Genomic DNA, 16,305 nt, shown 5'->3' with positions numbered 1-16,305 from the left:
TCCACAGCATTGTCATAGAGCCTTTGCATTTGAGCATTGGGATCTTCAACATCAAGAAGAGTGCGATTGCCTGTCAGTTCAAAGATTTGCTCACCCACCAGACGATATTCAAAATAAGCATCCCCCAACTTTTTGAACACGTGCTCAGGCTTATAATTGCCAATCTTTTTTAAGTAATAGTCCGATCCTAAAAATTTACTTGGGTTGATAAAATCTGGACGCGTCTCGACTAAAAATGGCACATCCGGTGTTTGGGTCTGAGCCAATTCTGTCTTGACAGAGTTAAGCCCATCTTGCGTTGGCACTTGTATGGATTCTGGTGCGGGTGTTTTTGTGCTTGGTGCAAAAAGCCCTTTGTGCCCTTTCAAACCATTGATAATACCGTCTAATCGATCATCACTAATCAGTGGTTTGGAACCGTCAAAATCGGTGTTTTTAACACCAGCCAAACCTTTATCGCCAGAGCTTAAGCCAACTTGCTCAACCCCCTCACGCACCGCATGATTGTCAATATAGCCTGTCAACTTGGCATCAAGCGTGCCACCAGCTTCAATCGTGCCGTAAACAGCATCATAAGTGCGTTTGAGTGTTTGGGTAAAAGTAGGACCATCCCATTCTTCTGCACCTTGCCCTATACATGCTGGATTTGTGGCACTACATTGCTTATATCTGTAGCGTGTTTCAGTTACAATCTTGGTTGTTTCAATTAAATCACGCCCCTCATTGAGCAGCGTATCACCCTGCATCTCAATGTTGCCATTAGCAGCAATCAAACTATAGCTATTGCGGATATCACCGGCATGGACCGTGAGATGACGCCCTACCAAAATCTGTGCCGCATTATTGGTAAAATGAGGCTGCTGACGAATGATCGTAGTGTCGATATTTTTCTTGATCCTTGTGTGTTTATCAACATTTGGGATATTTTCCCATTCTCCTCGCACGTAACTGTGAGAAATCACTTTATCGCTAACTTCAACCCCACCTTCGCGCATGTTGGTAAGCGCTGAGACATCGAAGATCATATCGCCTGACACGGCTTCTAAAAGACCCGAGCTGTTGATCACATGACCAGCCCGCTCTCCACTTAAACCACGGATGATGAGATTGTCTTCAGCAATGACATCGGCAAACTTATTGATAAAATCCCCATCTAAGGAGAAAATGGCAGATTTCTTGGTATAAATCAGCCCACTATTACTCAGATCAGCGCTCACATTGAGCGCAACCCCATCACCACTTGAGCCAATACTGCCGGCATTGTCCAAAACATCTGCGGTTAAAACAAAAGCGCCACCACTTTTGAGAACACCGTCTTCACCATTTAAAACCAGAGCAACTTGCCCCAATGACGGATCATGACTTTTTGCTATAAGCGTAAAGGCGCCATTGGATAAAGTACTTCTAGTAGATATGGTTATAGCAGTGCTAATCTTCACTATGCTGTTCTACAAGGAGCTATTAACCTTGTCGTGCAGAAGGAAAAAATATCTACAACACATTTGGGTCTTGTCCGAACCTACGGGCAACTCTCTTTCACCCCAAAAGATATGCAAGATGCAAATAAGAGTACTGTGGAAAAATGGTTACTCACAACCTATGGAACCATACAACATGACAAGTAGTTTCTATCTTGATACGCTGTTATCCTATGTCTTCCTAAAGGGAAAGATCACCAATGCCCTCATTAGTACAACCACAAAATTGAAAAATGCAAAAATGTTGGCGATCTCCACAACTGTTAGCAAACAATTTGCAACGGGTATCCAAGGCGTAACATTCGAACCGCAGGCACAGCTTGCCTATCAACATTTGATGTTTGATACCATTAAAGATGCTGATAATCTGACCATTAAGATGCAAAATCCTTCTCAATGGATAATCCCGTGTTGGTGGACGTTTGACAAAAACCATTGCCACTGAAAACAGCCGTCCTATGTCTTTCTATGGAAAAGTAAACTTAATCAAAACCTTTGGTGATGATCAGACATTCCATATTGATAAGTATTATAAATGTGACCCCTCGGGAAGTTTCGTTGAAGGTGGCCCACAATTGTCCGCTAACCTCTCCCTTCATGGTGATGTCAGCTATCAACAAAAGCTTCAAAAACTGGTATAAGTGGTGCAAGCTTTTCAGGAGGAATACTCTATCAGTTTTAAATCAAGACTGTAAAAATAGCCTATTCAATTTAACAAAAAGGCAGCATATTGCTGCCTTTTTGGTTTATTATAAGCTGTTTTTAAGCGCTTTTTTAAATAGAGAACAGCGAAATATTTGAAGACAGTCATTGACCATTGGATGTTTTTTACAAAAAATTCTTTTTATAAAGAATAAAACTGTAAAAAAGAGAACAACCAAAAACAAAATGATATTGTAAAATAATGAGAAGCTTTTCTAGAAAATACAACATTACTATCGTTTGTTATTTCTCACGAATTTAATGCTTAAAATTCCAAAATAAAACTTTTGAACATAAAATGATAAGTAAAAAATAATGCAATAATATCAAACAAAGGGATGTATGTTATAAGTCACTCATATATTTCAAAATGGAAGTTCTAATAGGATTTAAAATATTACAGCTCAAACACTGCCCAGAAAATTCATACTGAAAAAATCCTATTATCCCCTTCCCTCTTAACAATGCCGCCAAACATCTCCAGAAACTTCAAAACAAATAAAATTGCATTTTCTCTTCTGTAAAATTGATCATGCTCTTTGCTCTCTATGGACAATAGGCTCTATACTTGCTTCAAAAAACTCCTTTGTATAATCGTGTTGCGCATGTAGATTACGCAATTCATCATTGCTAAGCTCTTCAAGAATAATCCCTTTATGCATAATTCCAACACGTTCACAAATATGTGCAACAACAGCAAGATCATGGGATACCATTAAATAAGTAAGCTTTTTTCTCACGCGCAGTGATTTCAACAAGTTTAAAATTTCAGCCTGTACCGACACATCCAATGCAGATGTTGGCTCATCAAGCAACAACACCTCTGGCTCAATAATTAAAGCACGTGCAAGAGCAATACGCTGACGCTGCCCTCCAGACAACTCATGAGGATAACGATAAAGAAATGAAGAATCTAAACCAACGGAATCTAAAGCATCCTCCACCCGCTCTCTTTGATTATCCATTCCATGGATTTTGAGCGATTCAGAAAGAACCGTATGGACCATTTTTCTTGGATGCAGCGAAGCATAAGGATCTTGAAAAACCATTTGAATACAGCGTAAAAAATCCTTACTTCTTTTCTTTTCAACTTCTTGTCCAGCAAAAAGGAATTTTCCACTATAATCTGGAATAAGCCCCACCAATGTATTCAAAATAGTTGACTTTCCACATCCGGATTCACCAATCAAACCATAAGCTTCACCACGCTTAATATGAAAATTAACATTTTTAACAACTGTTACTGCCTTATGCCTGTGCCCAAAAGTTACAGATAAATTAGAAACATCAATAATATTCTCACAATTTGTCATGAGGAACCTCCTCAACGCCATTAACAATCGTAGGATTATACAACCAATCAGGATCACGCTCAGGAACAGCCAAAATATCAACTGGATTATCAAGCCGTGGCAAACTCGCGAGCAACGCCTTTGTATAAGGATGACAAGCGTGAGACAAATCAGAAGCAGGCAACTCTTCTAAGACACGGCCCGCATACATCACCAAAATACGATCACAAAAATCAGCAATCATATTTAAATCATGACTAATGAAAATAAGTCCCGTTCCAGATTTTGTCACAAGTTCATCTAATACAGATAAAACTTGTCGTCTGACCGTAATATCAAGTGCAGATGTTGGCTCATCAGCAATAATTAAATCAGGTTTTGGAATGAGCATCATTGCAATCATCACGCGCTGCCCCATCCCCCCAGATATTTCATGAGGAAAGAGACGCATCACATGTTCAGGATCACGAATATGAACAGATTCTAACATAGATATGGTGCGCTCCCTCGCTTCAGCTTTTGAAACACGGTAATGAATACGGTAAGCCTCCATAATCTGTTCCCCGATCCGTATTAATGGATTAAGTGAATATTTGGGATCCTGTAAAATCATTGAAATACGTTTCCCACGGATTTTTCGCATCTGAGGTTCACTTGCGGCCAATAAATCAACATCCTCAAAGCGCATTTTTTTAGCTTTAACAATGGCTGCTTTTGGACTCAATCTTAGTATTGCGCGCCCAGTCATCGATTTTCCAGATCCGGATTCACCAACAATTCCAATTTTTTCTTTTCCAACAGAAAAACTAACGCCACGCACAACTTCTGAAATGCCGCGCGTTGTAGGAAAAGAAATACGTAAATCTTCTACTTCTAATAATTTATTACCCATTGCGTGGATCCAATACATCACGAAGACCATCACCTAAAAGGTTGAAAGCAAGACTTGCAAATAATATTGCACAGCCTGGTATTGCCGCCAACCACCAATTTGTCATCATAAATTCCCGCCCTGAAGAAAGCATCGCACCCCATTCAGGACTTGGAAGTTGAGCTCCCAACCCTAAAAAACCAAGACCAGCAGCCGTTAAAATAATTCCAGACATATCCAAAGTTAATCGTACAATCACTGAAGGAATACACATGGGCGCAACATGAAACAAAATAATTCGCCAAGCAGAGGCCCCTTGCAAGCGAACTACAGAAACATAATCAGAAGAACGTATTGTCAAAGTCTCAGCACGTGCTAAACGTGCAATTGGTGGCCATGCTGCAATTGAAATTGCAATAGAAGCATTTTCAATCCCTGGTCCCAATGCGGCTGAAAATGCAAGAGCTAAAATCAAACCTGGAAAAGCAAGAAAAATATCGACAATGCGCATGAGCACAGTATCAACCCATCCGCCCATATAACCAGATACAGTTCCAACAATAAGCCCTATTGGACCTACAATAACTGTTGTAAGAAAAACAACATAAAGAGTAATACGGGAACCAAAAACAAGGCGACTAAAAATATCACGTCCCAATTCATCTGTTCCAAAATAATGCGCCATAGAGGGTGGCTGCAACCGATGCCCTAGATCATTGCTAAGAAAATCATGCGTAGCAATCCAAGGAGCAAAAAATGCACATATGATAATAATACAAATAATAAGCAGACCGAATACAGCCGAAAAGTTATGAAAAAACTTAGCCAGTGCGTGATAAATTCTTTGTATGTTCGCTTGAATTATGGAGTTTGGAACAGGATCGTTTAACCAACTACCTAAAGAAGATGATGATTGCGATTTATGATGATTACTTACTGTCATATTCAACGTGTCCTTGGATCAAAAATGCGATAAAGCAAATCAGAAAATAAATTAATGGCGACAAAGATAAATCCTACAAGTAAAGTACATCCTACAACTGCATTCATATCTCCGGCTAAAAGAGCATTTGTCAAGTAATGTCCAAAACCAGGCCAAGCAAAAACTGTCTCCGTTAAAACAGCCCCTTCTAATAAAAAAGCATAAGAAAGTGCAACAACAGTAATAATTTGAACAGCAGCATTTCGAAAGGCATGCCCCCAAACGGTTCGCGCCCACGATAATCCCTTTACACGTGCAGTAATGATATATTCCTGATTAAGCTGCTCAATCATAAACCCACGAGTCATACGGCTAATATAAGCCATAGCACCGAAAGCCAAGATCAAAGCAGGCATAATAACGTGACTAAAAACATTACCAAAAGCCTCCCATTGTCCTTGGCTTGCAGTATCCCAAAGGAAAAATCCTGTTTTGGGTTCAAAAGAATATTCATAAAGAAAATCAAGTCGTCCTGGGCCACCAACCCAGCCAAGCTTGGCGTAAAATATTAACAACGCCATTAATCCGAGCCAAAATGTTGGAGTAGAATAACTTACAAGTGTAAAAACACGGACAACATAATCAATAAATGAATCGCGATACATTGCTGCAAAAACACCAAATGGAATTCCAAGACTTGTGCCAATAACAATAGCAACGGTTGCAAGCTCTAATGTTGCAGGAAACACACGCATAATATCCGCTAGAACAGGTCGCCCAGAAGTTAAAGCATCTCCAAAATCAAACAAAAATACATTATGAAGATACTTCCAATATTGGACAATCAACGGCTTATCAAGACCCAGCTTATAATACATTGCATCATAAGCTTCCTGACTGATATTATCACCAAGAATAGACAGAACCGGATCTAGAGGAAGAAGATGACCAAGAAAAAAAGTGATCGTCACCAACCCAAGCAATGTGATAAAAACTGAAATAAGAAGTTTCAATCCTTTGCATAAAAAATCCCATAAAAATAATTTTTTCTGCTTTTCTGATACAGCTCTTTCAGTCTCTGAAAGTGGCAAAACCATTATAAAAATCCCCTCTGTAGCGACAAAACATAAAGCAAATACCTTTTTATATAACAAAACAATCTCTTATTAAGCATGTTCTACAATCCTTTTCTATAACATGCTTCTTTTTATTTTTCTGCTTCATTGTAATAAAGTCTATAACTGTTCCAAATCCATTTTTTGACATCAGGTCCCATACCAACGGTATAATATGTCTGAAATAAATAAACCATAGGACCATGCTCTAGCACATAATGCTGTAAAGTACGATATTGCATGATACGCTTATTGGGGTCTTTCTCAAACAAAGCATCCATCACCATGTTATTAATATTTTCATCATAATACCCAGCGCGCCAAGCTAAATACATATTGTGCTTTTTTGTAAATGTTGGATCAGGGTTAAACACGTGATTTAATGAAGCAGGATGTCCATCAGGATCGGCACTCCCCCACCCCATAATAGCAGTATCATAATTTCCACCACGTACACGGCTCAACAATTGATTTTGTGCCATTTTTTCAATTGTAAGCTCAACACCAATTTTGCGTGCATTGGCTTGAATAGACTGTGCAACAGACGACATATAACTAAGGCTTCCAACTAAAAGATTAGCTTTAAACCCATTAGGATAACCAGCTTCAGTAATCAGTTGTTTTGCTTTTTTCAAATCCAACTGAAAAGGCAAACCTTCTTTTTCATCTAAAGCACCTGGAACACCTAAAGACATATAAGTTGCCCGAGGAATAGCAATCCCTTTCAAAACAGTTTTTCCAAGACCTTCATAATCAACCAAATAACGAAGTGCCAATCTGACCTTTTCATTCGCAAAAATTGCATTCTTATTATTTAACGATAAGTAAATAATCTGCGGACGCAAAACACGACTAATTTTGACTGGGCCTCCTTTTTTTTCAAGATCTAAAATATCCTCTGAAGAAAGATCACGCACTATATCCACATCACCTTTTTCCAAAAGAAGTCTTTGACTTGATGAATCCGCTACATGCTGCACAACAATCTGCTTAATTTTAGGCACATCGCCCCAATAATGTTGTGTCGCCTCTAACACAACTTTATCTCCTGGAGACCAGCTCACCAATTTATAAGGTCCAACACAAGCTGTATGTGTTGCTAAATATTTATTCCCCATATCACCGTTAATACTCTGTGCTTCAATTGTTTTCCGATCAAGCAAAGCAGAAGCATAAGATTGTCCAATAACAGTCAATATGAGCTGAATAGGATAGGGTTTATCTAATTTTAATTGTAAAGTCTTATCATCAAGAGCCTGAATATTTGTTTCAATATTGTTTTTGGTAAACCCATAATCCATTAAAGATTGAGCATAGCTTAATCCTAATTTAATAATCCGTCGCATCGACCATACCAAATCTTGCGCTGTAGCCATCCTTCCATCATTAAACTTTAAATCATCACGAAGATGAAAGACTATTCTTTTGCCATTGTCTAAAACGTCCCAAGATTTTGCCATAGCAGGGCGAATTTTTGTAGGATCATGCTCATCATATTGCACTAACGCGCTGCAAATATTCGTTAATAACTCACTCGTCACAACCTCAACAGTTTGCGCTGGATCAAAACTACTAATTGAATCAATATTCCATGCCATTACCAATATATCTTTAGATGAGGCACTGAATGCCGTTGTTACAGCCCCATTAAAAAAAATGATTGAGCTTAATAAAATAGAAATTTTTTTCAATATTCTTTGTTTTCCCATTTTATCTCTTCCTTTTGTATTCTTCTACCTTTTCACACAAAGTGATTGTGATTTTGCTTAAATAGCATAGCATTAGACATCAATTTCATTTAATCAAACTAAGCATCTACAAAATAATTTTCTTATACATCAGTCTATATTCGGGATGCAGAGAATCTATAACCATAAACAAAGATCCTCCCCAATATAACTTTCTATATTCATCGCTCCCTATAAACGATCTTAATTATATACTGCTACTACACAAACATCCCTCACAGTTTCATCCTAAAAAAACTGAAGAGCTTTATATGGGAGAATATTTTCATCATGCAATTATGATTAAGCTCTTTTTAGCTTTGATAACACTAAAAAGACACACTTATTTTTCAATTTTACTATAAAAAATACGCGGTGCACTATTCCAAACCCATTTTTTGACATCAGGCGTCATCGCGACAACGCTATATTGTTGAAAGATAAACGCATAAGGTCCTTTTTGCATTAATTCACGTTGTAAATCAGCATAGAGTTGCGCTCGTTTTTGCGGATTTTTTTGAAACAACGCTTCTTCAACTTTTTGATTCATCTTAGCATCAAAATACCCATGCTTCCAACTAGGATAGGCTGTATTTCTAGCCTCAAAACGATTATCTGGATTGAAAATAAGACGTGAAGCCATGGTATGAGGATCCGCAGAATCATTATTCCATCCGATAAAAGCCGTATCAAAAGCTCGAGCATCCACTTTTGAAAATAACTGTGTACCTGCTACACGTTCAATTTTAAGACGTACGCCCGCCTGTGCAGCACTATCCTGGAGTGACTGAGCAAGTAACAAAGTATAAGGAGTGTTTGACACGAGAAAATTTGCCTCAAATCCATTCGGATAACCAGCTTCTGCTAAAAGCTGCTTGGCTTTTGCAATATCAAGTTTAAAGGGTTGCCCCTCTTTTTCATCCAAAGCCCCAAAGTTGCCAAGAGGAATAAAACTGGCCCGTGGGATACCAATCCCTTTGAGAAGCTTCTTGCCAAGACCTTCATAATCTATGAGATAACGCATCGCCAAACGTACTTTTTCCTTAGCAAAAATAGGATTCGTCGTATTGAATCCCCAGTACATCATAGTTGGCACTAACACTCTTTCAACTTTAACATCTGTTGTTTTTTGCAGATCTGCAAGATCTTCAGGTGTCAAATTACGAGCAACATCAATATCATGTTTTTGCAACAACAAACGTTGTGTTCCGGGCTCTGCAACATGGCGAATTAAAATCTGCTTCAGTTTAGGCGCTTGTCCCCAATAGTGAGAGCTTGCACGCAACAAAAGAGCTTCTCCAGGGCGCCAACTTTTTAACTGATAAGGACCAACACAAGCAGCATGACCTTTCAAATACTGATTTCCAAAATCGCCATCTTTTTCGTGTTTCATAATCGTCTTACGATCAAGCAAAGCTGTTGCACGACTCGCAACAATATTATTAAGAATGAGCTCTGCTGGATAAGGCTTATCAAATTTCATCACAACCGTTTTCTCATCGGGAGCTTGCAAAGCATCATCAACATTTTGTTCTGTAATTCCATATTCATTAAAAATTGCCGCATTACCCATCTTCAATTTGACAATCCGCTTCATACCCCAAACAAGATCATTGGCATTGGCTGATCTGCCATCATTAAACTTCAAACCATCACGTAAATGAAAAGTAATCACCGTACTGTGATCATCACCTGAAACATCCCAATGTGTTGCTAAAACGGGAACCATTTTAGCAGGATCATCTGTCGCAGTACTCACCAAGTTATCACAAATATTGTAAATAATTTCACTTCCATAAACATCATTAAGTTGTGCGGGATCAAACGTACTGATTGCATCAAGATTCCAAGCCATCACAAGGGTATCAGCGGGTGTTTTTGCTGAAACCTGTTGTACAACTACGCCCAAAGCCATAAGAGCAGCAACAAGAGAGCTGCTACTTTTCAATATTGTTTTCTTCAAGTTCATAAACTTTTCCCTTTATTTATTTTTATCAATTAATGACGCTGAAATAATATAGCAAATTTATAATTATAACATTGAATAAATACGTTCTAATCGCCTATATTTTTAATCACCTACACAGAGTCATCTACTTGATAAATTCATTGACTTACGTCTCAATAAACCATAACGAACATGCAATATATGTTTTGCTAACCAGTATTACATTCTTTTCATAACCTCTTTGCATATGATAATGCACTATATCAGTTCTCTATTAATCATCAATAAGCCTTGTCGCCCCAAAAATAGTGAGCTTTAAAAAAATCATTACGCAAAAATTTATGAATTCATTATTCTATTCCTTTAGGCGACATTTAAAATAAAATATGCAAACTTTTAAAATAGTCATCCCCCTCAAACACTGTTTCAAGATACGGCGCATCTTTACTACATGACAAAAACGACACTGGAACAGCAGAAAGACATAAGAAAATATCTTTTCTAAAACGCTATCCCCCACAAAAAGCTGCTTAATCTTTTGAAAAATAAGTGTCAAAAGTTTTACGTTTTTACCAACAAAACCAAACGCGTTAACAAAGATAAAGGAAAAATGAGAAGAATCATTCCTTCCACGCTTTATCTTTTGAGAAATAAAGCTTACAATAAAAGAATATACACTAAAATGCATCCCCCATTGATAAAAACAAAATTCATTAGACGCTTCCCCCCCCAAAAGACATAACGAATATAAACCCTTCTAAACTTTAGTGTGCATCATTGCTTTACCACCATAAAAATAGAACAGAAAACAACATACCGCAATAGAACTCTCGTTTCCAGCGGAAACATACAGAGATTCAACGAAGCAATGCAGTGAATACCAGTCTGTCTGAGCTTAAGTATCCTCCCAAAACTGGAGCTCACACGCAGTAAAATTCCTCTCTAGTGAAGGAAAGTTATCAGATAATAAAACCTAACACAAGCAGCTTGAGTCATTTAACTTCAATTTTTCATCGCTGTATTTTATTTTTATTACCTAGGTAAGCATTGAGCAATCGACCTACATATAAATAAACCGACAGTCATACAAGCAAAGTAAAACAATGCAACAACAGCACCCCATCTAAAAACCACTTTGCATTCGTCAATAATCATGAATAAAATATTCATTAATTATAACCGTCATGTCATTAACAGAAATAAAAAAAACTCTTCTCAACCATTACAAATGCCAAAGACTGTTGCACAACATTGAGAGCTAGTAAAGTGTGTGATGGTGCCGATTTGCTCCTTCATAAGCGTAAAGATGGAGTGCACAATGGATTTACTGTCATACCATTCACGGGCGCCACCGCGAAATGGGTTTTGGTGTACTAAATGTTTCTTTAAAACATACAAGACATTACCATTATCTCACTTCAGATACATAACAGTTAAGGTATCACTTCTTTTGGCATCTGTTTTTTCATCCTCAAAATTATACCTTTATCGTTTTTAGTGCCAACAACAGTAGAAAATCATTAATATTGTATAGTTTGTATATTTCAATTATCTTATACAGTGGAATTGTATAATCTATACATTTATTAAATAATTCAATTATTATCCTATTGATCATTACTCTTACAAAAGACAGTTTGCCAATTTATCGACAAAAACATCCTTCAAGATGATCATTAACAATCCCTACGGACTGCATAAAAGCATAACAAATTGTGGGACCAACGAATGTCCAGCCACGTCTCTTCAAGTCTTGAGAAAGACGAAGAGAAGCAGGTGTCATAGGGTTAGCCAACAGTGTTTGAAAGTCTATCTTTTCATAACGCTCTGATTGTGGTGGCTGAAAAGACCAAAAATAGCGGGACAAACTTCCCCACTCTGTTATAATTTCTTGTGCTCTAAGTGCATTATTAAGCACTGATTGAATTTTTCCTTGATGGCGAACAATGTCTTTATTTTGCATTAACATTTTCACCTTTAGCTCATCGTAATGAACAATCTTTTCAAAGTCAAAGTGATCAAATGCAACGCGAAAAAAAGAGCGTTTTTTTAAAATTGTAAACCAAGAAAGCCCCGCTTGGAAACCTTCAAGACAAATTTTCTCAAACAAACGAATATCCTCAAAAATAGGCTTTCCCCATTCGGTATCATGATAAGCACAATAAAGTGGATCCGTTCCAGCCCATGCGCAACGAACTTTTTCATCCACTCCCTTAAGAAGACCTTCCGCAAGCATGGCATTAACCGTATTAAAAGAGAGTTCCTTGATCATCGCTTGGCGACTTTATCTGCTTGTGTTTTGACCGTTTAGAAAAAACAGGTTCTTGTGTTGCAACACTGATATCTCCATCAAAAAAGCGTAAATTTATTTGCCCTGTTTCAGGAAACTGAACCAATCGTTTAATGGGCTTATGATCTTTCCCCAAAGCCAAAACAAAACCGCGCTCCAAAATATTCTGATATGAAGTGCTTCTTAAAAGCCTAGATACTACCTCTAACCCAGCACGTTGTTTTTCCACACTACGCACAAAAGCACGCTGAAGACGTGCCGTATATTCCTTTGTATTGCGTTGTGCTTTTTCACTATTTAACAAACGCGGTGAAAAACGCACACCAAGTGCATGAAAAGAAAAACGTTTTTTATCGTAGCTTACACAAAGAGCACGCTGCAATCGACTTGAAGTTTCATCCAAACCACGCCGTGGTAAAGCAAAAAGTTGATCGGCAGTCGGAAGAGCTCGTAGAGTAGCACGCAATTTTTGTCGATAAAAATCCAAATAACGCGCGAGTCCCTTGCGCAAACGTGCATCAAGCGATGCCACCAGCACCTCGAGATCAAGCTTAACAGGAACAGCCCGTTCTGCTGCGGCGGTAGGAGTTGGAGCGCGCCAATCAGCCACATAATCAATCAAGGTCCAGTCCGTTTCATGCCCAACAGCAGAAATAACAGGAAGAGAAGATTCATAAACAGCACGAACAACAGCTTCGTCATTAAACCCCCACAAATCTTCTAAACTTCCTCCTCCCCGTGCAACAATAATAAGATCAGGTTTTGGAATAAGTCCACCTAGACCAAGAGCATTAAAACCTTCAACAGCAACAGCCACTTCCCTCCCACTTGTTTCCCCCTGAACACGTACAGGCCAAACCAAAATATGCAACGGAAAACGATCGGATATACGATGAATAATATCACGAATAACAGCACCTGTTGGTGATGTTACAACGCCTAAAATTCGAGGCATATAAGGCAAAGGTTTTTTCTTTTCTTCATCAAACAAGCCTTCTTCTAAAAACTTTTTCTTACGATTTTCAAGAAGTGTCATCAAAGCACCAACCCCCGTTGGTTCAAGAGCCTCAATGACAATTTGATATTTCGATGACCCTGGATACGTCGTAAGTTTACCAACAGCAACTACTTCCATCCCTTCTTCAGGAGGGAATTTGAGCTTTTCCATAACTCCACGCCAAATAACAGCTTCCAACCGTGCCTTATCATCTTTTAAAGCAAAATAAGCATGTCCCGAAGCATGAGTACCACGGTACCCTGATATCTCCCCACGCACCCGTACATAACCAAACTTTTCTTCAACAACACGCTTTAGAGCCCCTGCTATTTCGGAAACAGTGAATTCTGCCACATTTGTTACACCTGTTTTTTCACTAAACAAACTTACCATTTTTCAATTCTTTACGCCCGTTTCTGTGAATCTTTTTGAAACAACACATCTTTAAACTTTTGATTTATAGCTTCATCAAAATACCCATAACACCGGCTAGAACAGCTTATATTTTTAATTTCAAATCGATTATCAGGGTTGTAAAAAAACTTGAAGCCGTTGTACGGGGATGTCTAGAGTCATTATTTCATCCGAAAATTGTATCAATAGAAGTTAAAATATTCAATCCTAACATCCAAACAAACACATCTTCTATAAGAATTCCTGAAATAAAATTCTCTACACAACATAGTAATCCATTCCCGATAGAATTCAATGTATTGCAAAGTATTAAAGAGCTTTGCAATACATCAAATATATCATGACCCTGTTTTTTATATTTTATAAACTTGATACCTTCTTATTTTTCAATTGCACTATAAAAAATACGTGGTGCACTATTCCAAACCCATTTTTTAACATCAGGTGTCATCGCTATCGTGTGATACGTCTGATAGATAAAAGCATAAGGCCCTTTCTGCATAAAATCACGTTGTAAATCAGCATACATTTGCGCCCGTTTTTTGGGATCTTTTTGAAACAATGCATCTTGAACCTTTTGATTCATAGTTTCATCCAAATACCCATGGCACCAACTCGCATAGCCTGTATTTTTAGCCTCAAGCCGATTATCTGGATTATAAATAAGACGTGAAGCCATTGTATGAGGATCCGCAGAATCATTATTCCATCCGAAAAAAATTGTATCAAAAGTACGTGCAGATAGTTTTGAAAATAACTGCGTGCCTACGAAGCGTTCAATTTTAAAACGTACCCCCACCTTTTTTGCATTGTCTTGGAGAGACTGAGCAATAGGCAAAGCAAAAGGATAAGGAGAGGCACCGGCAAAAATACTGGCCTCAAAACCATCCGGATAACCTGCCTCTGTTAAAAGTTGCTTTGCTTTTTGGAGATCAAGTTTAAAGGGTTGTCCCTCTTTTTCATCCAAAGCTCCAAGATTACCAAGAGGAATAAAACTTGCACGTGGAATACCAACATCTTTGAGAAGAGTCTTACCAAGTCCTTCATAGTCAATAAGATAGCGCATCGCTAAACGCACTTTTTCATTGGCAAAAATAGGGTTTGTCACATTGAACCCCCATATGATCACGGATGGCTCTAACACTCTTTCAACTTTAATATCCGTTGTTGCTTGGAGATCTGCCAAATCCTCTGGCATCAGATTACGTGCAACATCGATATCGTGTTTTTGCAACAATAAACGTTGTGTTCCAGGTTCCGCAACATGGCGAATTAAAATCTTCTTCAATTTAGGCGCCTCCCCCCAATAATTGGAGCTTGCACGCAACAAAATTCCTTCTCCAGGGCGCCAACTCTCTAGCTGATAAGGACCAACGCAAGCAGAATGGCTTGCCAAATACCGGTTTCCCATATCACCATTTTTTTCGTGTTTCATGAGTGTCTCACGATCAAGCAAAGCAAGAGTACGACTAGTGGCAAAATGGCTAAGAATGAGCTCTGCTGGATAAGGTTTATCAAATTTCATCACAACCGTTTTGTCGTCCGGTGCTTGAAAAGCCTCATCAACGTTTTGTTCTGTAATCCCATATTCATTAAATGTCGCCGCAGTAGCCATCTTCAATTGAACAACCCGCTTCATGCTCCAAATAAGATCATTAGCATTCGCAGGACGACCATCATTGAACTTTAAACCATCACGCAAGTGAAAAGTAATCACCGTACTCTGATCATCACTTGAAACATCCCAACTCTTCGCTAAAGAAGGAACCATTTTAGCAGCATCATCTGTAGCAGAAACGACTAAATTATCACAAACATTAACAAGAACTTCATTACCATAACGGTCATTGATTTGTGCGGGATCAAATGTACTTATTGTATCAAGATTCCAAGCCATCACAAGCGTATCGGCAGGTGTTTTCGCTGAAACTTGTTGCACAAACATCCCCATTGCAAGAACAGCAGAAACAAAAGAACTGCCCTTTTTCAATATTTTTCTTTTCCCGTTCATAGAATTTTCCTTTTAAGATTTAAGGTTATTGTATAACTTCTCATGTGACAACATGCAAAAATGATAAGATCATGCTTAGAAAACACGCCTCCTAGAGGTAAAATATCAAAATCTCTAAAAGCAGCAGCCACTTTTCAAAAGCTCCTTCCCTCCCAAATACGTATAGAACAAACGAACATATGCAACGCAAAACGATCTGATTAAAATGAAGCTATCACGCACGATAGCACACGACATCACGGCACTTATAATTCAGAGCATATCAGACCAAAATCCTTCCTTGTTTCATTAAAAAGATTTCTTTTTCAAGTTTCTTCTTGCGATTTTCTAAAAAGTATCATCAAAGCGCTACTCTAATTGCTTCAAAAGCCTCAAAACAATTTGATATTTTGATGATCCTGAATAAATTTTTTCGTAACCATTTTCACCCTTCTTCAGAAGAAAATTCGAACTTTATTATAACTCCGTATCAAATAACAGCTTCGAACCTATAGATTATCATATTTTAAGTCATAAGGAATGTAACCTGAGGTATGAG

9 protein-coding genes and 2 pseudogenes are annotated in these 16,305 nt (G+C 38.1%); 1 reads left to right on the top strand and 10 read right to left on the bottom strand.

Features of this window, described 5'->3' with window-relative positions:
* Nucleotides 1–1,439, bottom strand: a pseudogene (locus ACFINK_RS07420) (DUF637 domain-containing protein); the annotation flags it as partial.
* Here ACFINK_RS07420 and ACFINK_RS07415 point away from each other — a divergent pair.
* A pseudogene (locus ACFINK_RS07415) lies at nucleotides 1,410–2,160 on the top strand (autotransporter domain-containing protein); the annotation flags it as partial. The pseudogenes ACFINK_RS07420 and ACFINK_RS07415 sit on opposite strands and share 30 nt — an antisense overlap.
* A gap of 550 nt (nucleotides 2,161–2,710) precedes the next feature.
* Here ACFINK_RS07415 and ACFINK_RS07410 read toward each other — a convergent pair.
* The 9 genes from ACFINK_RS07410 to ACFINK_RS07370 form a co-directional block, all read right to left on the bottom strand.
* Nucleotides 2,711–3,493: an ABC transporter ATP-binding protein gene (locus ACFINK_RS07410; RefSeq protein ID WP_273790734.1), complete on the bottom strand. Its 783-nt coding sequence runs from the start codon at nucleotides 3,491–3,493 to the stop codon at nucleotides 2,711–2,713.
* Nucleotides 3,480–4,364, bottom strand: coding sequence for an ABC transporter ATP-binding protein (locus ACFINK_RS07405; protein WP_273790733.1), 885 nt, complete (start codon nucleotides 4,362–4,364; stop codon nucleotides 3,480–3,482). Before ACFINK_RS07405 ends, ACFINK_RS07410 begins: the two co-directional genes overlap by 14 nt.
* Nucleotides 4,357–5,286: an ABC transporter permease gene (locus tag ACFINK_RS07400; RefSeq protein ID WP_273790732.1), complete on the bottom strand. Its 930-nt coding sequence runs from the start codon at nucleotides 5,284–5,286 to the stop codon at nucleotides 4,357–4,359. Before ACFINK_RS07400 ends, ACFINK_RS07405 begins: the two co-directional genes overlap by 8 nt.
* Nucleotides 5,287–5,288: 2 nt before the next feature.
* Nucleotides 5,289–6,362: an ABC transporter permease gene (locus tag ACFINK_RS07395; protein WP_375613823.1), complete on the bottom strand. Its 1,074-nt coding sequence runs from the start codon at nucleotides 6,360–6,362 to the stop codon at nucleotides 5,289–5,291.
* A 110-nt stretch (nucleotides 6,363–6,472) separates the two neighbouring features.
* Nucleotides 6,473–8,089, bottom strand: a complete 1,617-nt coding sequence (locus ACFINK_RS07390; protein ID WP_375612275.1) for an ABC transporter substrate-binding protein — start codon at nucleotides 8,087–8,089, stop codon at nucleotides 6,473–6,475.
* A gap of 361 nt (nucleotides 8,090–8,450) precedes the next feature.
* Nucleotides 8,451–10,076 (bottom strand): ABC transporter substrate-binding protein, encoded by a 1,626-nt coding sequence (locus ACFINK_RS07385; RefSeq protein ID WP_375638553.1) that lies wholly within the window; start codon nucleotides 10,074–10,076, stop codon nucleotides 8,451–8,453.
* Nucleotides 10,077–11,700: 1,624 nt separating this feature from the next.
* Nucleotides 11,701–12,327: a DNA-3-methyladenine glycosylase I gene (locus ACFINK_RS07380; RefSeq protein WP_375638551.1), complete on the bottom strand. Its 627-nt coding sequence runs from the start codon at nucleotides 12,325–12,327 to the stop codon at nucleotides 11,701–11,703.
* Complete coding sequence (gene xseA, locus ACFINK_RS07375) at nucleotides 12,305–13,735, bottom strand: exodeoxyribonuclease VII large subunit (protein ID WP_375638549.1); 1,431 nt, start codon at nucleotides 13,733–13,735, stop codon at nucleotides 12,305–12,307. The genes ACFINK_RS07380 and xseA overlap by 23 nt, the downstream gene beginning before the upstream one ends.
* A gap of 400 nt (nucleotides 13,736–14,135) precedes the next feature.
* Complete coding sequence (locus ACFINK_RS07370) at nucleotides 14,136–15,767, bottom strand: ABC transporter substrate-binding protein (RefSeq protein ID WP_375638547.1); 1,632 nt, start codon at nucleotides 15,765–15,767, stop codon at nucleotides 14,136–14,138.
* Nucleotides 15,768–16,305: the final 538 nt, after the last annotated feature.

This window comes from Bartonella sp. AA16NXGY (assembly GCF_042197325.1).
Taxonomy (GTDB): Bacteria; Pseudomonadota; Alphaproteobacteria; order Rhizobiales; family Rhizobiaceae; genus Bartonella.
The sequence above is the reverse complement of the archived record's forward strand: the minus strand, read 5'-3'. Positions and strand labels throughout refer to the sequence as shown.

Excerpts from the sequence above, each read along its gene's own strand:
- ACFINK_RS07410 (WP_273790734.1), bottom strand. The coding sequence starts at position 3,493 with ATGACAAATTGTGAGAATATTATTGATGTTTCTAATTTATCTGTAACT.
- ACFINK_RS07405 (WP_273790733.1), bottom strand. The coding sequence starts at position 4,364 with ATGGGTAATAAATTATTAGAAGTAGAAGATTTACGTATTTCTTTTCCT.
- ACFINK_RS07400 (WP_273790732.1), bottom strand. The coding sequence starts at position 5,286 with ATGACAGTAAGTAATCATCATAAATCGCAATCATCATCTTCTTTAGGT.
- ACFINK_RS07395 (WP_375613823.1), bottom strand. The coding sequence starts at position 6,362 with ATGGTTTTGCCACTTTCAGAGACTGAAAGAGCTGTATCAGAAAAGCAG.
- ACFINK_RS07390 (WP_375612275.1), bottom strand. The coding sequence starts at position 8,089 with ATGGGAAAACAAAGAATATTGAAAAAAATTTCTATTTTATTAAGCTCA.
- ACFINK_RS07385 (WP_375638553.1), bottom strand. The coding sequence starts at position 10,076 with ATGAACTTGAAGAAAACAATATTGAAAAGTAGCAGCTCTCTTGTTGCT.
- ACFINK_RS07380 (WP_375638551.1), bottom strand. The coding sequence starts at position 12,327 with ATGATCAAGGAACTCTCTTTTAATACGGTTAATGCCATGCTTGCGGAA.
- xseA (WP_375638549.1), bottom strand. The coding sequence starts at position 13,735 with ATGGTAAGTTTGTTTAGTGAAAAAACAGGTGTAACAAATGTGGCAGAA.
- ACFINK_RS07370 (WP_375638547.1), bottom strand. The coding sequence starts at position 15,767 with ATGAACGGGAAAAGAAAAATATTGAAAAAGGGCAGTTCTTTTGTTTCT.